Source organism: Flagellimonas algicida (assembly GCF_049629585.1).
GTDB lineage: Bacteria > Bacteroidota > Bacteroidia > Flavobacteriales > Flavobacteriaceae > Flagellimonas.
Genome location: NZ_JBMYIX010000002.1, coordinates 1,077,473 through 1,099,770, shown reverse-complemented (window position 1 = coordinate 1,099,770; position 22,298 = coordinate 1,077,473). Strand labels below are relative to the sequence as shown.

Sequence of the window (22,298 nt, the reverse complement as noted above, 5' to 3'; positions counted from 1 at the left end):
ATGAAACACTATTTTCTTGCATTCCTCACTACAATGTTCTCCATGGGCATTGCATTGGGACAATCCAACTGTAGCCACTATTATCCTTTAGTGGAAGGTGCAAACTTTGAATATACCAGCTACGACAAAAAAGGAAAGGAAGAAGGAAAAATCAATTACAAGGTCACCAATGTAAATGGGTCGGGAGACAACGTCACCGCAACCATGGTGATGCAATTGGAGGACAGAAAAGGCAATACCTACGACTCCGAATACAAGGTTACCTGTGACGGGGATAGAGTGAAAATTGACTTTAAATCCCTAATGAACGAGCAAATGTTGCGGCAGATGGGCGACATGGAAGTGGAAGTTTCGGGAACGGATGTGGAACTCCCTGGTAATCTTGGAGTGGGCCAAGAGCTCCCCGATGGCAACGTGAACGTACAGATGAAAATGGGCGGGGCCATGAACATGAACATGAACGTGGAGACCATCAACCGAAAAGTGGAAAAAGAAGAAACCGTGACCACCCCAGCGGGCACCTTTGACTGTTTTGTCATATACAGCGAGACCCGCACCAAAATGATGATGGCCAACCAGACCATGCCTTCAAGGGTGTGGCTTGCCAAAGGCGTAGGGATGGTAAAACAGGAATCCTACAATAAAAAGGGAACGCTCATCGCAAGTATGGAGCTGACGGCTTACAACCAATAAGCAAAATAAAGAACCGAGGCCAGCCTCGGTTTTTTTATTGTAAAACGAAAACGTCCAAATCTAATTGGATTACCCCAATCTTAATCCTTTATTCTCTCCGCAAGCCTAACCAAATCACTATCATCAGCCCTTTCACAATCATGAGAAGATATATATCCCTCGTACTTATCAAAATATTTTGTTTGATTTGAGATAAACGGAGTCCATTCTTCAATTTTTGCAGTTCCATGCATTGGAAACAGCTTAACATGTGCATGGTCAACCCCAAACCCCTCCATCATTAAAGCTGTACGACCTACCCCTTCCAGTTTTGCATCCAAAAGCTTTCCAACTTTTTTAGCTGCAATGGTCAATTTTGTGAGATCCTCATTGCTTAGATCAAAACAATAGCTCGGTAGATGCCTTTTTGTGGCAACAACAGTAAACCCTTCAGTGTTGGGGAATATTGATAGAAATGCGACATGCTCTTCATCTTCCCATATTTTATGGGCTGGTGACTCATTATTTACAATGTCACAAAAAATACACTTATCCATACCTTCTTATTAATAGGATCCTACACCTCACTTTTTTGAAAAATCAACTCTGCTTCAAAAAGGGTTACAAAATGTTTAAGTAGTTTTTGCTTCACCTCTTCCATATCCACTTCCTTTTTCCCGAGTTCCACATTAAGGGAAGTCACGGCCTTGTCTTTTATCCCACAGGGAATCATAAGGTCAAAATACCCTAGGTCGGCATTGACGTTCAGGGCAAAACCGTGCATGGTGACCCACCGGCTGGCCCGTACGCCCATGGCACATATTTTTCGGGCAAAGGGAGTGCCCACATCCAGCCAAACGCCGGTCTCCCCTTCGGAGCGTTCGGCTTTTAGGCCATATTCGGCCAAGGTCAAGATGACCATCTCTTCCAAAAATCGAAGGTATTTGTGGATATCCGTAAAGAAATTATCCAAATCCAAAATGGGATAGCCCACTACTTGCCCCGGGCCGTGATAAGTGATGTCCCCTCCCCTATTGATCTTGTAAAAAGTGGCCCCTTTTGCCTTCAGCACCTGTTCATCCACCAAAAGGTTGCCTATATCCCCGCTTTTGCCCAAGGTGTAGACATGGGGATGCTCCACAAACAAAAAATGGTTGGGGGTATCCACATCGGTGTCTTCCCTTCGATTCTTGACCTTTAGGTCAACAATATCCTTGAAAAGTGCTTCTTGATAATCCCACGTTTCCTTGTAATCCTTATGTCCAAGGTCCTGAACCCTTACTTTCTTGTTCATCGCACAAAGATACGAAGGCTTGGGCGGAAATCTATTTTTCCAGCTCCACTTGAAGGTCCAACGCGGTAGGGTCTTTCATCAGGTCCAAAAAGGGCATTTCATAAATGAGTGTCTTGCCATCGGCACTGAACGTGGCCTCTTCCAAGTTCGTAGATTTTACTCTTTTTGGAAAATGGTATTTAATGGTATAGGTAGAGCCAGAAAGGAACATCTCTGCCCCCGCCAAACTGTCCAAGCTCTGTTGGAACAATTCCTCATCCACAATTTTGGCTTTTCGCGAAAAGGTATTTCCCTTAAAGGTATAATTGACTTCCGTGGCCTGGTCAGAACCTGCCATGGGTGCCGGTTGTTGTTGGGCCTTCCCTGCATTCATCATACCGGCCTCCTTGAACGTATTGAAGGCATCATTCACCTCATTGACGTTTTTGAATTCGCTGAACAGATCAAACTTCATGATTTTCTCCTCGGGATTCATGACCATATGCAGGTTAAAATGCTCCAAACGCTTTAGCTTGGCCTGCTCTTCTGGGGTAAGCTCAGCAATACTATCACGCTTTTCTTCCAATAATTCTTTGAATGAAATAATACTATCAACGGGCTTTTCATTGGTCTGCGCCATTTCATCCCCTGCCATTTGCATAAGTTCGGAGCCGTCAAAATTAATGGACAGTTTCCCCGATCCATCTTCCTTGATATGGATCTCTTCGGTAAAATTACAGGAACAGGTAAAAATGGCCACGAGGGCACAAACCAAGATTTGGGTACGCTTCATACTGATTTCAGTTAGTGTTATTAAGAATGACCAATGCTCCTATAACTCCCGGAACCCAGCCACATAGGGTCAAAAGTAACACAATTAAAAAAGAGCCACAACCTTTCCCGATTACGGAAAGGGGTGGAAAAAAAATAGCCAATACTACTCTCCAAAAACTCATGATCTTGATTTTGATTGATGATACCTATTAGTATCCAAATCGGAGTATTTGTTACACAAAACCCTTACTTTTAAACCTTATTGATTTTGATATGCGGCTTTTGGTGTTCTTACTGGTCTTGTTGGCCTCCCCCACGCTAAGGGGACAGTACCAGTTTTCGGGGGAGCTTTCCCAAAACCACTCTGGACAAACGGTCTATTTATCTTTGGTGGAAAACTACCGAAAGTCATCCCGTATTTATCTAGATCAAATCATCAAAAAGGCCCAGGTGGACTCACTGGGGCATTTTCAATTTGAAGGGGATAATTTGCCCATAAAAAATAGGGTTTACCGAATTCACATGGATGGGTGCACCAATGAAGGTGAAGCCTTGCACTATTTGGGCGAATGCAACAACAGCCAAAGTGTAGTCTTTATCGCCAATAACCAGGATACCCTATATTTCCCTACTTCTTTTGATGACCAACCGCTTTGCACCATTACCTCTACCAATCCAAAATCCAACCTGCTGTTGGAAGTGGAAGCCTTGAAAGAGGAAATGGCGTATGATTTTATGGGATACCCCAGTGCCACCAACCAAAACCTCAATACAAAAAAGTGGTTCAAGACTTTGCATACCTTCGGACAAAACTCCAATGAGCCTTTAGTGGAGCTCTTTATTTATGATTTTCTTTCGGACAAAAGAAATGAAACCTACACCCACTACCTCAAAGATGTTGCCTCAAACCCATACTATACATCACTTTCCAAACGGTTGCAGACCACCTATCCCGATGCAGGGTTCACAGAGGAATTTGTAACCGAAATTGCAATGGACAGCCAATTGGGAAGTGCGGACACCTCCAAATTTTGGCCATGGAAATGGGTGCTATTGACCCTTTTGATCCTATCCCTATTGGCCAATGTGTACTTCTTGGCCACACGAAAAATGCAGATGCAAAAAAAAACGCAATCCCATTATCAACAACTCACCCCACAAGAGCGGAAAATTGCACAGGGCATTCTTCAGGACAAGAGCAACAAAGAGATTGCCACAGAATTGTTCATAAGCCTGAGCACGGTGAAAACCCACATCAATAATCTCTACAAAAAATTGGGGGTCTCCACCCGCGAGGAGATTTCACATCTCCTCAAGAAATAAAATTTCAACCCGGGGTCTAGTCCCCATTTCCATCCCATAAAATCAGCCTTGGGCGTTGTTTTTATAGAATTTTCGATTCCAATCCATAATCAAAAGAACTATGAAAAACATCATTCTTACAACATGTATGCTACTCTGTACCGCAATGCTATTTGCCCAAGAATTCAATCAGGAAATTGTCCAAGAGGACGGGAAACGGTTTCTCGTCGGTAAAATCAATTTGGAAGGCTTCCGAAGTCAACCCTACCAACAATGGTACCTTCAAGGCCATCAAGATTATCGTGTGGACAGTACAATCGTGAACCTTTTCAAGGAAAAACTGTCCGATTATACCATTACCCTATTCTTGGGCACCTGGTGCGGGGACAGCAAAAGGGAAACACCCCGCTTCATTAAAATCTTGGAGACCGCAGGGTTTCCCATGGACCAATTGCATATCATTGCCTTGGACCGAAGGAGGGAGCATTACAAGAAAAGTCCCACCGGTGAGGAAAAAGGGCTCAACATCATAAAAGTCCCTACCATGGTCTTCTATAAAAATGGCAAGGAGGTAAACCGCATTGTGGAACGACCCTTGGAAAATTTGGAGGAAGACATCGCCCAAATCGTCCACGAAAGACCCTACATCCCCAATTATACACATTAAGACCGGGACAAGGCAAGATATTAAAGCGCAAAAGTGTAATTTTGCGCTTTAATTTTTTATAGACTATGCAACTATCGGAACAAGAAATCGTTCGAAGGGAAAAATTGACCAAACTCAAGGAAATGGGAATCAACCCCTATCCTGCAGCATTATATCCTGTTGATGCCACCTCCAAGAGCATCAAGAATGATTTTGAAGAAGGGAAGAAAGTAGTGATTTCCGGTAGATTGATGTCGCGTAGAATCCAAGGGAAGGCCTCGTTTGCCGAACTTCAGGATAGCGATGGCCGTATCCAGGTCTACTTTAACCGGGACGAAATATGCCCCGATGACGACAAGACCCTCTACAACGAGGTCTATAAAAAACTATTGGACATTGGTGATATCATAGGGGTTGAAGGTGAATTGTTCAAGACCCAAGTAGGTGAAAAAACCGTGATGGTAAAAAACTTTAGCCTGCTGAGCAAAGCCTTGCGACCCTTGCCTTTACCAAAGGTAAATGACGAAGGAAAGGTATACGACGCCTTCAATGATCCGGAACTGAGGTACCGCCAACGTTATGTGGATTTGGTGGTAAATCCGCAGGTAAAGGAAACCTTCATCAAAAGGACCAAGATTACCAATAGTATCCGTGAATTTTACAACGAAAAGGGATATTTGGAAGTGGAAACCCCCATTTTGCAGCCCATTCCCGGTGGAGCGGCCGCACGTCCGTTTTTGACCCACCACAATGCCTTGAACATCCCATTGTACCTACGGATTGCCAACGAGCTGTATCTAAAACGATTGATCGTAGGTGGTTTTGATGGTGTCTATGAGTTTGCAAAGGATTTCCGTAACGAAGGAATGGACCGTACCCACAATCCAGAGTTTACCGTAATGGAGCTTTATGTGGCCTACAAGGATTACAACTGGATGATGGACACTACTGAAGAGTTACTCGAAAAAGTGGCCATGGATGCCACGGGAAGCACCAAGGTAAAAGTTGGTGAAAACGACATAGAATTTAAAGCACCCTATCCCAGGGTTCCCATTTTGGAGGCCATAAAAATCCATACCGGCTATGATGTGGCGGGCATGGGCGAGGATGAACTTCGTGAAGTGGCCAAAAAATTGGGCATTGAAGTGGACGAGACCATGGGTGTGGGCAAACTCATTGATGAAATCTTCGGGGAAAAATGTGAGCACCATTACATACAGCCTACATTTATTATTGACTACCCCAAGGAAATGAGTCCTTTGACCAAGGAACATCGCAGCAATCCAGCGCTTACCGAGCGTTTTGAGTTGATGGTGAACGGTAAGGAACTCGCCAATGCCTACTCGGAGCTCAATGATCCCATTGATCAACGGGAGCGTTTTGAAGATCAGCTCAAACTTTCCGAAAAAGGGGATGATGAGGCCATGTTCATAGACCAGGATTTTCTCCGTGCCTTGGAATATGGTATGCCACCAACCTCTGGAATCGGGATCGGGATAGACCGTTTGGTCATGTTGATGACCAACAATTCCTCTATCCAAGAAGTGTTGTTCTTCCCACAAATGCGACCCGAAAAGAAAAAAGTGGAGCTTACTGAGGAGGAAAAAATCATCATGGACCTCCTCAAACCTCTAGGCGAAATGCCCTTGGCAGAACTCAAGGAAAAAGCCGGTCTCAGTGGAAAAAAATGGGATAAAAGCACCAAAGGCCTATCCAAACATGGGCTCTTAAAAATTGAGAAAGTAGACGATACCCTTTTAGCCAAATTTACTGGATAAAATAGTATTCTTTCACGGCTGATTGAACTAAAAAATCCAGTTGGTTGAGTCAATATTTAACGCTATTTACAATCTAGCAATTTCATAGATAAAAGGCCCATTTAGGGCCTTTGTTTTTTCATTAAAGTACTGTGCCTCAATACCCATATTAAAAAAAACCTTTACCTTAATGGGTAATTCCTTCGAAATATGAAAGGAATTTCAGCAGCCCCCATCATAATATCTAACTTAAAAACTAATGACATGAAAAAATTGAAACTACCATTTTTTCTGGCCTTCTTGGCTACATTAACCACCATGGCACAAGAAATTACCGGAACGGTTTATGATGACCAAAACATTCCTTTGCCAGGCGTATCCATTTTATTAAAAGGTACAACTACGGGAACCATTACGGATTTCGATGGGAAATATACCATAGAGGCAGATTCTGGCGATATCCTTGTATTTTCCTATGTTGGCTTCAATACTCAAGAAAAAACTGTGGACGGTCCCCTACTCAATGTCACCCTACAAGCAGGACTCGAATTGGAAAATGTAGTGGTCGTAGGTTCACGGAATGCCAATAGGACCGCCACGGACACCCCGGTACCTGTGGATGTTCTGGACGTTACCGAATTGGTACAATCCGCTCCCCAAGTATCCGTTACGGAAATCCTGAACTATGCAGCCCCTTCATTTTCATCCAATCCGCAAAGTATTTCGGATGGGACCGACCACATCGCTCCAGCCTCGCTACGTGGACTTGGGCCAGATCAAGTATTGGTGCTCATCAATGGAAAAAGAAGGCACAAAACTGGCCTTGTCAATGTAAATGGGACCTTTGGTCGCGGTAGCGTGGGAACCGATATGACGACCATACCATCCAACTCCATCTCCCGCATTGAAATTTTGAGGGACGGTGCAGCGGCACAATACGGTTCTGATGCCATTGCAGGAGTCATTAACATTGTGCTTAAAAAGAGTGTGAACGAACTGCAGGTAGACTTGACCACTGGGGCCAATTTCACCAGTGAACATGGCCCTGATAAAAGTGTAGACGGTGAAAAGGTAAACCTAGGGCTCAACTACGGTCTCCCCATTGGCGAGGATGGAGGATACATCAATTTCACAGGAAACTTTAATTACAGAGGTTCCACCAATCGCATGCAGGAATGGGAGGGCACCATTTTTAATGCATACAACAGCATTGAACGGGTTGCTTCCAATGATAATTATGATATTTCCTTGCTTTTGGATGACGATTTGGATGATATTTTCCAGTACGCCGGAAGTGCAGGAATCACCCTTAATGGCGATGAGACCAAGGAGGAACTTCAAGGTATTCTCAGTGCAGATGCCACGGATTCCGAGCTCTCCGCCAGAGGCCTCCAACGAAGCGATTTCAATATGCAGGTAGGACAGTCCGAAATACGCGGGGCACAGTTCTTTGCCAATCTTTCCATCCCATTGGGTGAAAATTTGGAACTGTACAGTTTTGGGGGACTTAGCTTTAAAACTGGTACTGCCGCAGGGTTTTACCGATTGCCCAACCAATCCAGAACCTATACCCCTGCCTATCTCAATGGATTTCTACCAGAGATCAACTCAAACATCTCCGATCAATCAGTGGCATTTGGGATAAAAGGTATGTTGGGCGATTGGAATGTTGATTTTAGTAACTCCTACGGAAGAAATGAATTTTTGTATCGCATCACCAATTCCAACAATGCCTCTTTGGCCAACTCCACTCCTTTTGAAGCAGATTCGGGAGGTTTCAACTACAGTGAAAACACCACCAATTTTGATATGAGTCAGTTTTTCGATGATATTTTGGCCGGTCTCAACATTGCCTTTGGTGCAGAATATCGAGTAGAGAACTATGCCATTGTAGCTGGAGAAGAAGTGTCTTATGCACAATACAACACCCTAGGAAATGTGCATGATCCCACGGACCCCGATTCTATGGTTCCTACAGACTTTTTTGGTTCTTCCCGTCCCGGCGGCATCCAAGTGTTCCCTGGTTTTAAACCTGACAATGAAGTGGATGCTTTTAGAAATGCCATTGCTGGTTATTTTGATGTGGAGGCAGATTTTACAGAAAGTATTTTGGTGAGCGGAGCCGTCCGTTATGAAAATTTCTCCGACTTCGGGGGAACCTTGAACTTTAAGCTGGCTTCCCGGATAAAAGCCTCGGAAAATTTCAATATCAGAGGTGGATTACAAACTGGGTTCAGGGCACCTTCCCTGCACCAAATCCACTACAGTTCTACATCCACATTGTTTGTTGACGGTATACCCAATGAGGTGGGGATTTTCTCCAACACATCAAGGGTGGCCCGCCTTTTGGGCATAGAAACCCTAAAGGAAGAGACTTCTTTTGGGGGAACGGTTGGTTTCACGGCCAGAGTGCCCAGTGCCAACCTTAAAATCACCTTGGACGGGTACTTGGTCAACATAGATGACCGGGTCATATTGACCGGGCAATTTGATGACAATGGAAATGCGGAACTGGCCAACCTGTTTCAGCAAGCCAATGCAACCCAAGCTGCGTTCTTTGCCAATTCGGTGGATACCCAAACCAAGGGGATAGACCTTGTAATTGACCACAAGGCAACCCTTTCAGACGAAATTTCATTGACCAATACCTTGGCCTTTACCTTTTCAGAAACTACGGTAGAAAAAGTAAAGGTTCCCGAGGCTGTTGCCAATGCAGGATTAAGTGACACCTATTTTGACCCCACCAGTCGAATTTATTTGGAATCTGCGGTTCCTACCACCAAAGGAAATCTCTCCCATAACCTAAAGGTAGGAGACCACTGGAACTTCTTTTTACGAAATGGATATTTTGGTGAAGTCGAGGAAGCTACCAACAACGATGACCCAACCATAGACACCACCTTTGGTGGAAAAATCATCACCGATCTTACTGTGGGTTATAATTTTTCAAGCAATCTAAGGCTTACGGTTGGGGCCAATAATCTCCTTGATGTGTATCCAGACGAAAACGACCCAGCCTTTAGATCCGATGGAAGGTTTATCTACTCAAGACGGTCGGTGCAGTTCGGCACAAATGGGCGACACGTTTTTGGAAGGCTCACGTTTAAAATAAGATAATTGTTATATCACCCTCCATATAAAGCCCCACATTTGTTGGGGCTTTTTTTGAAATGAAAACTGAATTTTCAAGTTTTCCTAAAAAAGCATAGCTTAGGACCTCAATGGAACTAAGCAAAAAACTAGGGCTCTTTCTTGGGCCTATCGCCTTTCTTATTCTTGTTAATTTGCCCGTGGAACTGGTTTCGGAAAAAGGGGATGCCGTAATTTCCGTTGCCGTATGGATGCTGATTTGGTGGATTACCGAAGCGGTCTCCATTTCAGTCACAGCACTTCTCCCCTTGCTGTTGTTGCCCATACTTAAAATATTGCCCATTGCCGAAGTGGGGGCCAATTATGGGAGCCCCATTGTATTTCTCTTCTTTGGAGGGTTTGTCATGGCCTTGGCCCTGGAAAAGGTAAATCTGCATCGGCGCATAGCGCTCAACATCATAAAATTGACAGGTACCACACCCAACAAGGTAATCTTGGGCTTTATGATCGCCACGGGCTCGCTGAGCATGTGGATCAGCAATACGGCCAGTACCGTGGTCATGCTGCCCATTGCCCTATCCGTGATCAATTTATTGATCAATGATGAGGATGGTTTCACCAAAAACGACCAGAATTTTGCCCTGAGTGTTATGCTCGGAATTGCCTTTTCGGCCAATGCGGGTGGTATAGCCACCGTGATCGGCACCCCGCCCAACTCGGTACTCATTGGGCTTTTGGAAAACGAATACAATACCGAGATTTCCTTTTTAAAATGGATGACCATAGGACTTCCCTTTTCCATTGTAATGATCAGTATTTGCTACTTGGTCTTGGTAAAATGGATGTATCCCAACCGAGATTTGAAGTTCAATGCTTCCAAAGAGGTCATACAATCGGAGTTGGAGAAATTGGGCCCTACTTCGGGCAAGGAAAAACTGGTATTGGCCATATTTGGAGTTACCGTATTCCTATGGATCTTCCGGACCTTGATCAACAGTATTTTTCCCGACCTAGGTCTAACCGATACCATGATCAGTATTTTTGCGGCCCTTGCCTTGTTCTCCGTTCCATATAGCCTAAAAAGAGGAGACTTTATTATTGAATGGAAGGACACCAGCAAATTGGCTTGGGGCATATTGATCTTGTTTGGAGGTGGACTCGCCTTGGCACAGGGCATGTCCAGTAGCGGTATAGTGGATATGGTGGCCAACGCCATTGCGCAAAGCGAGATAAGCATTATTCTGACCGCTTCCCTATTGATTTTCCTGATGTTGTTTATGACGGAACTCATGAGCAATGTGGCCCTTGTCGCAGTTTTGGCCCCTGTGGTGGCAGGTATTGCCTTAGGGTTGAACATTCCCATCCTCTACCTCTTGATCCCGGTTACCATTGCCAGCAGCTGTGCCTTTATGCTGCCTATGGCCACACCTCCCAATGCCATTGTATTTGCCAGCGGGCACGTAAAAATTGCCCAAATGGCCCGGGTAGGCATCATCTTGAACCTGATAGCGGTACTCCTTTTGATATTGGTGTTCCAGTTTGTGATTCCAGTATTGTTCTAAAAAAACAATGCCCCTCCGATGGGAAGGGCATTGACAAACTAACTAACTCAAAAAAATAGTAGAAACTAACTCAACTCTATTCCAATACATACTTTTTAAATCCTCCTTGGTTCAACTTGTTCATTTTTCATCTTTTCAGAGTACTTCGGAAAGATTTGAAAGCGACGTCACCTGTTTACCATCGTGGCGTCTATTTTTAATAACACTACAAAGATATAACCCTAAATAGTGAAGATTATTATAATTAGTTTTTTGTTAACGTAGTAGGAAAAGCAACACGAAAATAACATTGTCAAACTTGTCCATCATCCGTTGAAAGACCTTCGTCCTTTGTTTTCAAAATTTAATGGATTGACAAAATAAGTGCTGTTTCTTTGCTTTCTGCGCTTTGCTGATTTTTGTGTTATATTTTTGTTAATCAGCATTTTGAAGATGAAAGACCCTCAAAAAGAGGGCCTTCCTAATTCAAAAAAATTGTAAAATGAAAACCAACTCATTTTACCTCGTCTGACCCGCGTAGGGATCAAAGTTTTCGGGCAGATACTTGGATGTATCAAAACCCAATTCCACTTCGTCATCTTCCATATAGTTCACCGATGCGATTTCAATAACATTGGTGTAGGGATCAAAATCCTCAGGAAGCATGTACTCGGTATCCAGACCAAGTTCCAGTTCCACATCGTCCTCGATGTAGGCAATGGTGTTCAAATCCACATAGACCTCATAGGGAGAGAATCCTTCCGGGAGATAATCCCATGTATTGAAACCCAACTCCATGTCTTCTTCCTCAAGAAAGTTGATTCCATGTACATCCACTACTTCGGTGTAGGGATCAAACCCATTGGGAAGGTAGTTCTGGGTGTCAAACCCTAGATCCAGTTCAACTTCGCTCTCTAGGTATATAACGGAATTCAAATCAAAATAGGTTTCATAGGGGTTAAAGCCCTTGGGAAGATACTCTGAGGTATTGAACCCAAGGTCCATATCCATTTCTTCCTCCATAAACTCTATTTCGTCCAAATTCAGTTCATAGAACCCTGTATTTGTCCCATCGGAAAAATTAAAGGTCGTTTCGTTCCAATCAGCATTAATATTCAATGCTGTAAAACTGTTTTCAAAAGTGCTTTTGGTCTCCGGTTTCGATTGTTGGACCACACCGGGTTGTTGGTCTGCGGCTATGGCGGAACTACTTAAAAGTACACATCCATACATTAATAATAACTTGTTCATTTTTTGATTGAATTTTTTGATTGATGATATGCTTATAAGACTGCTCAACTTCTAGATTGTTACAGTATTTTGAAATTTTTCACAAAAACCAGATGCCCGTTCAGCCCAGACATACATGGGGTTTTAACTCGAATCATTAGTAAAACGCAGGACTCCCAAGGATTGCATCATTTCACAAAAAAAACAATCATTAATATTTATTTAACAGTTCATTTTGTCCATTTTTTAGTTCTTTGACCTCATTGCTTTTTTCAAACCGACGAGAAAATGATCAAAAAACTACTTCCTCAACTATTCATTGTATTTGTTTTATTGGGTGCTTTTCAATCTGCTGAAGCACAACTTTTCAAAAAGAAAAAAAAGGACACCGAACAAAAAAAAGAAGACAAGCCGAAACCCGGTGACATTCAACCGTATGACAAAGTCATTACCAAAGAGGCCAAAACCGATGCTGGTCTTTTTAGCGTGCATGAGGTTGAAGATAAATATTACTACGAAATTCCAGATTCACTCTTCAACAGGGAAATGCTAATGGTGAGCCGTATTTCCAAAACTGCCACTGGAATAGGTTTTGGTGGGGGAAAAATCAACACCCAAGTGCTCCGTTGGGAAAAAAAGCCCAAAAAAGTATTGCTCCGTGTGGTTTCCTACGGAAATGTTGCCGCGGACTCATTACCTGTACACGAAGCGGTGGTCAACTCCAATTTTGAACCCGTACTCTTTGCGTTCAATATAAAGGCATTCAACAAAAAAGACTCCTTGAACCCGGCAACGGTAATCGAGGTGGATCCACTGTTCACCAAAGATGTAAATGCCTTGGGCATGCCCGATGGGTATCGCAAGCAGTACAAGGTTAGCCGTGTGGATGGTGATCGTAGTTTTATCGAGTCCATTAAAAGTTACCCTTTGAACATTGAGGCACGGCACGTAAAAACCTATATGGCTGGAGAGCCACCCAGCAATCAAAGTACCGGTTCCATATCCATAGAGATCAACAATTCCATGATCCTATTGCCCAAAGAACCCATGAAACGCAGGTATTTTGATGAGCGTGTGGGATGGTTTGCCAGAGGCCAAGTGGATTATGGTTTGGATGCCCAAGAGAGCAAAACCGTTCGCTATTTGGATCGTTGGCGTTTGGAAGTAAAAGATGAGGATATTGAAAAATACAAAGCGGGCGAATTGGTAGAGCCCAAAAAACCTATTGTATATTATGTGGACCGTGCCACCCCAAAAGAATGGGTCCCTTATATTAAAAAGGGTATTGAAGATTGGCAGGTAGCCTTTGAGGAAGCAGGGTTTAAAAATGCCATTATTGCCAAAGACCCTCCCACCAAGGAAGAAGACCCGGAATGGTCCCCCGAGGACGTTCGCTATTCCGTGGTCCGTTATCTGGCCTCCCCTATCCCCAATGCCAATGGTCCGCACGTAAGCGACCCCAGGAGTGGGGAGATTTTGGAATCCGACATCAACTGGTACCACAACGTCATGAGCTTGTTGCGCAATTGGTTCTTCGTCCAAACGGCAGCCATCAATCCCAATGCACGAAGCGTACAGTTCAAAGAAGATATTATGGGTAGGTTGATACGTTTCGTTTCTGCCCATGAAGTAGGACACACCCTTGGGCTTCCCCACAATATGGGAAGTAGTGTGGCTTATCCAGTGGATTCACTACGTTCCGCAAGCTTTACCAAAAAATACGGTACGGCACCCGCCATCATGGACTATGCCCGATTCAACTATGTGGCCCAGCCCGGTGATGAAGGGGTTGCCCTTATGCCCAATATTGGTGTGTATGACAAGTATGCCATTCGATGGGGATACAAACCCATTTTGGACAAGTCGGCCGAAGAAGAAAAACCCATCCTGAACAATTGGATCAGAGCACATGAGAACGACCCCATGTACCGATTTGGACATCAACAAGTTGGGGATATCCATGACCCAAGCTCACAAACAGAGGATTTAGGGGACGATGCCATAAAAGCCAGTTTATATGGTATTGCCAATCTTAAGCGTATTGTGCCCAATCTTATGGAATGGACCACGGAGGATGGCAAGGATTACGAAGACCTGAAAACCATGTACGGGCAGATCATTGCGCAGTTCCAAAGATATATGGGGCATGTATCCAATAATATCGGAGGGGTATACGAATACCACAAAACTGCCGATCAAGACGGTGCCGTGTATACCCATGTAGATCGCGAACATCAAAAAAACTGCATGGACTTTCTCCAAGAGCAGCTCTTTGAAACCCCTGAATGGTTGTTAGACCAGAACATCATCAACAAAATCCAATATTCGGGTTCGGTAGACCGTATCCGTGGCATGCAGGTACGCTACTTGAACACGGTTCTGCATTTGGGCAAGTTGGCCCGGATCATAGAAAATGAGACCATCAATGGTAAGAATGCCTACGGTCTGTTGGAAATGATGCGTGACCTTCGCAGGGGAATCTGGTCCGAAACCCGAAGTGGAAAGGCCATTGATACCTATAGAAGGAACCTCCAAAAAGCCCATATAGATCGTTTGGAATACTTGATGACCGCAGATAATTTGGGTAAGCTTCCTGATTTTGGAGGGTACCAAAAATCGACAGTGGTCAATACCAGCCAATCCGATATTCGTTCCGTGGCCAGAGCCGAGCTCAACAATTTGAAAAGCGATATCCGAAGTGGATTGGGTGGAATTTCAGATACGATGAGCCGGTACCACCTTCAAGATGCCTTGGAGCGTATTGATATGATTTTGGAACCAAAATAGTCATAACCCTTTTGTAAGAATTTACTTTGGAAATGGGTTCTTGAAGGGTAAACCGTGCATTTTATCGGTTATACCATACATTTTATCCCGTTCACATCTAAAACGAGGCGTTTCGCAACATATCGTGGAGTTTGATATTTGGATTACCTACTTTAGTAGTCCCAAATCTCAAAATCATGACCTACAAAACAAAAAGCCTTATCTATTTTTCGTGCTTTGTAGTTGCCTCCTTGATGTACTACCAAATTGAGCAACAGGACGAGTTCCAAGAGCACATGGATTCCGAAACCTTCGTAGAGGCAGAGTTCCAAGATGAAATGGAACCTGAAAACCCACAACTTGATTTTGAGGAAGATCAAAAGTAATCTCCCTTTGACCCACTACTGTTAAAAGCTTCACAATTGTTGTTTTAGTGATTAAACCATGGAACAGAACCCATGTCCAAGGACAAATCATTAAAATTTAAACATATGAAACGATTCGCAGTATTGATGGCACTATTGGTAAGCCTTGGTGCCATGGCGCAAAAGCAAGGTGGTCCTAAAATGCACAAAGGTCCCAAAATGGACATGACAGCAGAACAGATGGCCACACTCCAGACCAAAAAAATGACGTTGGCCCTTGATCTGACCGATGCGCAACAACAAAAGGTCATGAAAATACATTTGGATGAGGCACAGTTCAGAAAAGCCAAGTGGGATGAAATGAAAGCCAAAAAAGAAAGTGGCGAAAGGACAAAACCCACTTCCGAGGAACGATTTGAAATGGAAAACGCCAGATTGGACCATCAAATCGCCCATCAGGAAAAAATGAAAGAGGTATTGAACGATGAGCAATACCAGATCTGGAAAAAAATGAGAAAGCATAAAGCCATGCATGGCAAAAAGAGAATGCAGGAGAGAGGAAGAAGAGGATAGTGTTTTTTGTTGATTTTTAGAAGCCGCGCCTGCCATGGACGCGGCTTCTCTGTTTTTATAAACTTGTTCGGGACCCTTTTCGCATGGCCCGTAAACCATTCCCCTATTTCTGGCCGTATATATTAAGACCTCCCTAAGAACTGCCTTAGTCTAATCTTTAAAATTTATAATCATGAAGGCACGTTTTTATATCACATTACTCGTTTCCGTATTTACATTTTCTTCCATTTTTTCCCAGCACATCCCAGAGCAGTCCGGTTTCGGTGAATTTCAACCTGGCCAACAAGTCTACGTCTTTGGCAATGAGGCACAACTGAGAACAGCTCCGGACACCTCCTCGGACGTTTTACAAAAACTGAAAATCGGGGAATGGGTCAAAATCATTGAAATAACCCCAAATTCTTGGCCCTACAACGGTTTTGATTCCCCGTTTTACAAAGTAAAGTACAATGAAATGACCGGGTACATCCTTGGTGGACTGCTATCCATCCAAAGGAAAACCTTGAAGGGTACCCATTACTATTTTGCGTTTTCCAAACAGGGAAACTCCATTTTTTTGAACATCAGGCATGTACAGGACGGTACCTATTGGGAAAAAAAGACCCGCTTGGTCCATACGGATTTTAAGATCACGGTCTTGGGCGATAAAGGGGTACCTAATTTGGATGGAATCCTTTTTATTGATTATATGTCCAATACCGAGGATAGGGAAAATGGGGGTATTTATTTGTTTCCCCACAACCATATGCTCACCGAAGTGGTCCGACTTTCCCAAGTTTCGGACACCGGGAGTTCCTATTATGCCGAAAATCTCATCTTTCCGGATGATCAAGGTGGCATCCCTGATAAAATTTTCTATAAGAAAGAGCAAGGGAAAAACTTGGATGCTTCCTCCAATTGGATACAGACTGCCGTGGAGACCCGTGAGCTAAGTTGGGTGGATGGTAAACTAATCCCCAATTACAACGAGAAGGTTCCCAATCCTTGATTAGGGTCATTGTACAGATATCTCCCGTTATCTGCCCATAAACAGATATTTGCAATTATCTGCTATTTTACAGATATTTTTGTTTATCTGCCAATAAACAGATATTTTTACACAAACAAAGATCAAAATGGTAGGTATTCTTACGGGAGATATCAAAAACTCCACAGACCATAAGACGGCAAAGTGGTTGCCTCTTTTAAAGCAGGCCTTGGACCAATATGGCCATGAACCTTTGCAATGGGAAATCTATCGTGGGGACAGTTTTCAACTACAGACCATTCCAGAGCAGGCTTTGGAAGCCGCAGTGTATATCAAGGCCTGCATAAAACAGATTCGCCAAATGGATGTAAGGATAGCCATTGGCTTGGGTGAAAAAACCTATGAGGCACAAAAAATTACGGAATCCAATGGGCCGGCCTTTGTATATTCGGGAAAGTGTTTTGAAAATCTCAAAAAACAGAATCTGGCCATCAAAACAGCGAATGCCCAATTTGATGACCACATCAACCTATTGCTGGAATTGGCCCTTCTGACCATGGACAACTGGACCCCGGCCATATCCAAAACAGTGCAAAAGGCGATTGAAAACCCCAAAATGAACCAAAAAGAACTGGCCTCCATATTGAACAAGTCTCAAGGGAACATTAGCGAGGAACTGAACAAGGCCGGATTTGACGAAGTGCAAAAAATGATCCATTTTTATAGAACCCAACTCGCACAACTATGATACTCGCCCTAAAACTCATACTCGCCCATTTTATCGGGGATTTTGTTCTGCAACCTGCCCATTGGGTGGATGGCAAGCTCCAGCACAAATGGAAATCCAAATACCTCTATTGGCATATTGGGGTGCATTTGATCACTTTGTTGGTTATCCTACAGTTTCAGCATTTGGGGGCCGTTGCCATCATCATCGTCACCCATTACCTCATCGATATGGGAAAATTGGCCTTGACCAACGAAAAAAACTTCCGATGGCTCTTTGCAGCGGACCAAATCCTACATCTGGTGGTTCTTGGAATCGTGGCACATTGGATAAGCCCTTTTGAGGTTGATGTCCAGTCCATCATTACAGAGCAACATCTCCTACTCGCCACTTTCTTGGTGTTTGTCACTTTTGTGTGCGGTATTCTTATGCGGATGCTCTTGGCGCCCTACATTGATGAAATCGCCCGCGATGATGAATCTGAAGAAGGGGGTTCCCTAAAAAATGCCGGAAAATACATTGGCATGCTGGAACGTCTTTTTGTGTTCGGATTCATTTTATTGCAACAATGGGCGGCCATAGGCTTGTTGATTGCGGCCAAGTCCGTGTTCCGGTTTGGCGACCTCAACAAAGGAAAAAATAGAAAACTTACCGAATATGTCCTCATTGGTACACTATTGAGTTTTGGGTTGGCCATACTATCTGGATTGGCTTATAGTCATTTAAAAGAATTGCTCTGATCAGAAAACAGGCCCTATGGGCCTGTCTTTATCTTTCCATCCACAAACCTAAGCGGGTGGGTTCCAAATTCCGGTAGCAGCGGTTTCCTGTACGTATTCCGAAAAATCCTTGGGCTGTCTTCCCAATATGTTTTCGATATCATGGGCAATTACCTCATTTTCCTTGTTTCCCAACACTTCTGAGAACAAATAATTGATCAACCAGACATAGTCTGAGGGTACGCCAACTTCCTCCATCATCTTGGTATAGGCTGGAAGCGATATTGGGGTAAAGGCAATCTCCCGACCGGTTGCCGTGGCAATATCGTTCACCACCTCTTCAAAAGTCAAGAAACGGGCCCCGGTCAATTCATAGGTCTTGCCATCATACCCGTCGTTCATCAATACCTCAACCACCACATCGGCAATATCATCCGTATCCACAAAAGGTATTTTTGCCTGGGCCATGGGCAAGGCTACATGCCCGGCCAAAATGGGATCTAAAAAGAAGCTCTCGCTAAAATTCTGGTTGAACCAACTGGCCCGGACTATGGTATAGTCTATCCCGGAATGGACCACCACCTGCTCACAAAGCTCTGCTTCCCGCTCTCCCTTTCCGGACAAAAGCACCAACTTTTTTACGTTTTTCTGCTGGGCCACTTTCACCAATTCCTCAATGGCTTTTAAAGCGCCTGGTACAGCAAGGTCAGGCTGAAAGGTAATATATACCTTGTCCATACCCTCCAGTGCATCTGCCCAAGTGGCCCTCTTCTCCCAATCGAAAGGGATGGCCTCACTGCGCGAACCCACTCGCACATGTTGTTGCCGCTTTGTAAGCCGCTCAACAACCTTACGTCCTGTTTTTCCTTTTCCTCCTAAAACTAAAATGTTACTTGTCATGATTCTATTGTTTATGATTTGATTTCAATGTTTATGTATTGATGGTCCTTCCTGATTCGGACTTCACCCTGAAATACCAGAACAGTACTGTGGTGATAATAAATTCAGTCCCTATCAGCCAGAAGCCGGGTGCCGTAAAAAAACTGTAATACGAACCTCCGAACGGAACCATTAAATAAGGTACGGTGACCAAGGCATCCATCAAGGCGCTGGTCGCGAACAACACCATGCCTAGCTTAAGTCCATGGATAGTACCATTCTTTTGGTAGTACATCCAGGCCCCAGCCCAAACCAAGGGCAGAACGACCAATGAAAGAACCAGATTGGCCTGAAAATCCAAATCCTTCATGATGGGAAAGAAATAGGAAAGTAAAAAAATGCTTACCCCTAAAACCCAAATGATAAGTCCGATCAATACTGCTCTAAAAAATTTCATCTTGCTATGGCTTTTTTGATTACGGGACAAAACTAGAGCAGTACCTTATGGCCCATTTGTTCCAAAAGCAGTAAGATTTGTTTGAAAAGGATTATGATGAAAAAGAGGCGTGTTTTAGCGGTATAGCCTACTATTTACGAATCTCGCTGGGCCGAAATCCATATTTTTTGGAAAATGCATTGGAAAAGGAGCTCAGACTATCATAGCCCACCTGCCATGCGGCTTCCTGTACCGAGGCTTCTTGGTTGCGAAGTAGCTCATGTGCCCTTTCCATACGCTGGTTTTGAAGGTATTTGAACACGGGTACGCCAAAGAGTTCCTTGAAATTTTTCTTCAACTTAAAACTATTGAGTCCTATTTCCCGGGAAAGTTCGGTGAGGGATGGAGGATTCTCCAAATGGGCAGAAAGGATTTCCTTGGCCTGAAAAAGTTTTTCCTGTTCGGTTTTTTTGATGGAAGGCCGGTCCATTTGGGCCAATTGCCCAAAAAAATGGGACATCAGGGCCGTCATCTGGCTTCGAAAGAACATCATTTTGGTCTTTCCTTCGTAGGTGTTGTGAAAAACCCCATCCACAATGGACTGCATGGCAGGGGTCATCAAAAAATCGGGGCCCTCTACATAATGGTCACTGGGATCAACCAGTTCGTTCAACATACTCGAGAACAGTTCCCCCTCCTGATTGGGCAGCTTTTCAAGGTTTCTGGGCGAAGTGGCGATTACAATACACTCCAGCGGCTTGTCTGCATGGACGATATGCTCAAATTGCACATTTTCATCTGCGTAGAAGGACAATGCCAAGCCTTTGGTATTCTGAAAATTCTTTTGTTTGTCCCCATACTTCACGGACAAATCCACATTACCGGAACCATAAAAGGCCACCGCTATGACGGGCTCATCAAAGGTACAGACATCCTTGGTGGCTTGCCCCACCCGTGCCTCTTCCACCAAGATGGTAAAGTCGTTGATATCCAAAATGTCCCTGGTCATACAACTGCCTTTGTTCAAATGTAACCAGAATGTGGATTCCCTTCAACAAAAAAGCCACCTTAAGGTGGCCTCTTACTGATTGATATGTGATTTCTTCCATTAAAAAATTTGGTTCTCGTCCAATATCTGCATGCTTTCCAGAACTTGGCCCACGGCCAAGGTCATGGATTTTGCGGAAATGGTAGCTCCGGAAATGGCATCGATGTCCTCGCCATACACCAAACTTTCCCCAGGTTTTTTGCCAATAAACTGTTTCAACCACCGTTGGCTGCCCACCTGCCGTCCATAGTCTTCGCGATAGATAAGGATCTTGGATTTTTTTATGCTCCTATCGGGATTGAACAGGACCACGTAATCAAAAATGTTCTTCATACTGGGTGCCTGGCCCACATACACATAACCCAAAATGGAGCCATCCACAGTAATTTTGAACAGATTTTCCCCACCCAATTCCGAAGGGGTCTGTCCATTCAGTTCGCTATTGACCAAAATAGGCTCCAGACCAAAATCCGAGACTTCGTAAGTCGTTTGCACCGCTTGGTCAATCTTCGCTTGGAGCTTTGGTGAAATCTGTTGGGTCCCAAACCCAAAAAGTAAAAGGGCCGCAATACATACGGCCCCACTGAGCACCTTAAACTTACTTACCCTCAGCATTTACACTAGCTTTTTCCGTGATGAATTTTTCTATGGTCTTGGATATTTCCTTCTTTTTGGCATTGGCCTTTTCCAATTCATAAAAATGTATGAACAATGGTTTTTTATCCACACTTTTCAGCAAGGTCAGGTCTCCTTCCCGCTTATACACCTTATCCCAAGACGCCCTGGCATTGGCCCAAAAGTCTTTATGCTTGGCCCACCATTCTTGTGCTATCTTGCATTTTTCATCGGCAATCTTGGTGTAGATGTTCATTCCCTTTTCCTGGGCCAACAACACATCCTCGGCGCCCTCCTTACGAATGATCTTGTCATTGTCTTGCTCATGTACCCATCCGTACGAAGTGATCTCTTGTCGATTACCACGCTTCATAACATTGTAATCACTCCTTTTGCTATATTCTCTTCGCGGCAGGGGCGAATCCGAAGTGTTTTCCCAATAATGTTTTCCATCATAGTGCACCCATGTGGCCGAACCGGAATATCGGGGGCTGTCATCCACCTGGTACACTTTCTGGGTCCACTGCCCTTTCACGGCATCCGCAGGCAATTTTGAAAAAGTCCAGTTGTTGTCCTTGTCATAGTGGAAGACCTCTTGGTTTTCGTACAACCAATCCTGTCTCCAGTGTTTGATGATGGTGGTGTCATGGATCACCAACAAATGCTGGATCGAGATTTTGTTCTCCTCATCAATAATGGGAAGGGCCAATTCCAACGCCTTGGCCGTGTAATCCAATTTTTTCTCATAATCGATTTCAGGGGCGAAGGTCTCGGTATACTTAAAAGTGATCTCGTAGCACCCGCACATATCCATGATGGCCTGTCGGTCCAATTCTTTCTTCTCTTGGGCTTTCAAAACGGTAAAAACACCCATAAGGGCCATGGAAAGCATCAATGATTTTTTCATAATAGTTTTCA

Annotated in this window: 22 protein-coding genes; 12 read left to right on the top strand and 10 right to left on the bottom strand. The window is 44.0% G+C overall.

Annotated elements, in window-relative coordinates; translation table 11 throughout:
• The gene (locus ACPD8L_RS13775) at positions 1–693 is read left to right on the top strand and encodes a TapB family protein (protein WP_116216131.1); all 693 of its coding nucleotides are present in this window, start codon (positions 1–3) and stop codon (positions 691–693) included.
• Between the two features lie 80 nt (positions 694–773).
• Here the strand turns inward: ACPD8L_RS13775 and ACPD8L_RS13770 are convergent, their stop codons facing one another.
• From ACPD8L_RS13770 to ACPD8L_RS13755, 4 genes are read right to left on the bottom strand one after another with little or no spacing between them, the layout of a single operon-like run.
• Positions 774–1,229 (bottom strand): HIT family protein, encoded by a 456-nt coding sequence (locus ACPD8L_RS13770; RefSeq protein ID WP_423943847.1) that lies wholly within the window; start codon positions 1,227–1,229, stop codon positions 774–776.
• 20 nt (positions 1,230–1,249) lie between these two features.
• The gene (gene lipB, locus ACPD8L_RS13765) at positions 1,250–1,966 is read right to left on the bottom strand and encodes a lipoyl(octanoyl) transferase LipB (protein WP_116216133.1); all 717 of its coding nucleotides are present in this window, start codon (positions 1,964–1,966) and stop codon (positions 1,250–1,252) included.
• A gap of 31 nt (positions 1,967–1,997) precedes the next feature.
• Positions 1,998–2,738 carry a hypothetical protein gene (locus ACPD8L_RS13760; protein ID WP_116216134.1) on the bottom strand — a complete coding sequence of 247 codons (741 nt, stop codon included), beginning with the start codon at positions 2,736–2,738 and terminating at the stop codon, positions 1,998–2,000.
• A 7-nt stretch (positions 2,739–2,745) separates the two neighbouring features.
• Entirely contained in the window at positions 2,746–2,901 is a 156-nt protein-coding gene (locus ACPD8L_RS13755; protein ID WP_116216135.1) for a YqaE/Pmp3 family membrane protein, read from the bottom strand.
• Between the two features lie 91 nt (positions 2,902–2,992).
• Between ACPD8L_RS13755 and ACPD8L_RS13750 the strand changes: the two genes are divergently transcribed.
• The 5 genes from ACPD8L_RS13750 (at position 2,993) to ACPD8L_RS13730 (ending at position 11,076) form a co-directional block, all read left to right on the top strand.
• A complete protein-coding gene (locus tag ACPD8L_RS13750) occupies positions 2,993–4,042 on the top strand; it encodes a helix-turn-helix domain-containing protein (RefSeq protein ID WP_423943844.1) in 1,050 nt (349 codons plus the stop codon).
• 100 nt (positions 4,043–4,142) lie between these two features.
• Complete coding sequence (locus ACPD8L_RS13745) at positions 4,143–4,688, top strand: thioredoxin family protein (protein ID WP_423943843.1); 546 nt, start codon at positions 4,143–4,145, stop codon at positions 4,686–4,688.
• A gap of 65 nt (positions 4,689–4,753) precedes the next feature.
• Positions 4,754–6,445: a lysine--tRNA ligase gene (gene lysS / locus ACPD8L_RS13740; protein ID WP_423943842.1), complete on the top strand. Its 1,692-nt coding sequence runs from the start codon at positions 4,754–4,756 to the stop codon at positions 6,443–6,445.
• Positions 6,446–6,688: 243 nt separating this feature from the next.
• Positions 6,689–9,541 (top strand): TonB-dependent receptor, encoded by a 2,853-nt coding sequence (locus tag ACPD8L_RS13735; protein ID WP_423943841.1) that lies wholly within the window; start codon positions 6,689–6,691, stop codon positions 9,539–9,541.
• Positions 9,542–9,645: 104 nt separating this feature from the next.
• The gene (locus tag ACPD8L_RS13730; RefSeq protein WP_423943839.1) at positions 9,646–11,076 is read left to right on the top strand and encodes an SLC13 family permease; all 1,431 of its coding nucleotides are present in this window, start codon (positions 9,646–9,648) and stop codon (positions 11,074–11,076) included.
• A gap of 498 nt (positions 11,077–11,574) precedes the next feature.
• Here ACPD8L_RS13730 and ACPD8L_RS13725 read toward each other — a convergent pair whose 3' ends face one another.
• Entirely contained in the window at positions 11,575–12,306 is a 732-nt protein-coding gene (locus ACPD8L_RS13725; protein WP_147300787.1) for a hypothetical protein, read from the bottom strand.
• Between the two features lie 267 nt (positions 12,307–12,573).
• Between ACPD8L_RS13725 and ACPD8L_RS13720 the strand changes: the two genes are divergently transcribed.
• The 6 genes from ACPD8L_RS13720 (at position 12,574) to ACPD8L_RS13695 (ending at position 18,423) form a co-directional block, all read left to right on the top strand.
• The gene (locus tag ACPD8L_RS13720; RefSeq protein WP_423943838.1) at positions 12,574–15,072 is read left to right on the top strand and encodes a zinc-dependent metalloprotease; all 2,499 of its coding nucleotides are present in this window, start codon (positions 12,574–12,576) and stop codon (positions 15,070–15,072) included.
• A gap of 176 nt (positions 15,073–15,248) precedes the next feature.
• Entirely contained in the window at positions 15,249–15,437 is a 189-nt protein-coding gene (locus ACPD8L_RS13715) for a hypothetical protein (RefSeq protein ID WP_116216141.1), read from the top strand.
• Positions 15,438–15,542: 105 nt separating this feature from the next.
• The gene (locus ACPD8L_RS13710; protein ID WP_423943837.1) at positions 15,543–15,989 is read left to right on the top strand and encodes a hypothetical protein; all 447 of its coding nucleotides are present in this window, start codon (positions 15,543–15,545) and stop codon (positions 15,987–15,989) included.
• 172 nt (positions 15,990–16,161) lie between these two features.
• Positions 16,162–16,977, top strand: coding sequence for an SH3 domain-containing protein (locus tag ACPD8L_RS13705; RefSeq protein ID WP_116216143.1), 816 nt, complete (start codon positions 16,162–16,164; stop codon positions 16,975–16,977).
• A 127-nt stretch (positions 16,978–17,104) separates the two neighbouring features.
• Entirely contained in the window at positions 17,105–17,704 is a 600-nt protein-coding gene (locus ACPD8L_RS13700) for a transcriptional regulator (protein WP_116216144.1), read from the top strand.
• Positions 17,701–18,423 (top strand): DUF3307 domain-containing protein, encoded by a 723-nt coding sequence (locus tag ACPD8L_RS13695; protein WP_116216145.1) that lies wholly within the window; start codon positions 17,701–17,703, stop codon positions 18,421–18,423. Before ACPD8L_RS13700 ends, ACPD8L_RS13695 begins: the two co-directional genes overlap by 4 nt.
• Positions 18,424–18,471: 48 nt before the next feature.
• Here ACPD8L_RS13695 and ACPD8L_RS13690 read toward each other — a convergent pair whose 3' ends face one another.
• The 5 genes from ACPD8L_RS13690 to ACPD8L_RS13670 all read right to left on the bottom strand — a co-directional run bounded on the left by ACPD8L_RS13690 (position 18,472) and on the right by ACPD8L_RS13670 (position 22,287).
• Positions 18,472–19,302, bottom strand: a complete 831-nt coding sequence (locus ACPD8L_RS13690) for an NAD(P)H-binding protein (protein ID WP_423943834.1) — start codon at positions 19,300–19,302, stop codon at positions 18,472–18,474.
• 31 nt (positions 19,303–19,333) lie between these two features.
• Positions 19,334–19,738 (bottom strand): DUF5367 family protein, encoded by a 405-nt coding sequence (locus ACPD8L_RS13685; protein WP_423943832.1) that lies wholly within the window; start codon positions 19,736–19,738, stop codon positions 19,334–19,336.
• Between the two features lie 130 nt (positions 19,739–19,868).
• Positions 19,869–20,726, bottom strand: a complete 858-nt coding sequence (locus tag ACPD8L_RS13680) for a helix-turn-helix domain-containing protein (protein ID WP_423943830.1) — start codon at positions 20,724–20,726, stop codon at positions 19,869–19,871.
• A 99-nt stretch (positions 20,727–20,825) separates the two neighbouring features.
• A complete protein-coding gene (locus tag ACPD8L_RS13675; protein WP_423943828.1) occupies positions 20,826–21,380 on the bottom strand; it encodes an FMN-binding protein in 555 nt (184 codons plus the stop codon).
• A complete protein-coding gene (locus tag ACPD8L_RS13670) occupies positions 21,364–22,287 on the bottom strand; it encodes a DUF6607 family protein (protein WP_423943827.1) in 924 nt (307 codons plus the stop codon). The genes ACPD8L_RS13675 and ACPD8L_RS13670 overlap by 17 nt, the downstream gene beginning before the upstream one ends.
• Between the last annotated feature and the right edge of the window lie 11 nt (positions 22,288–22,298).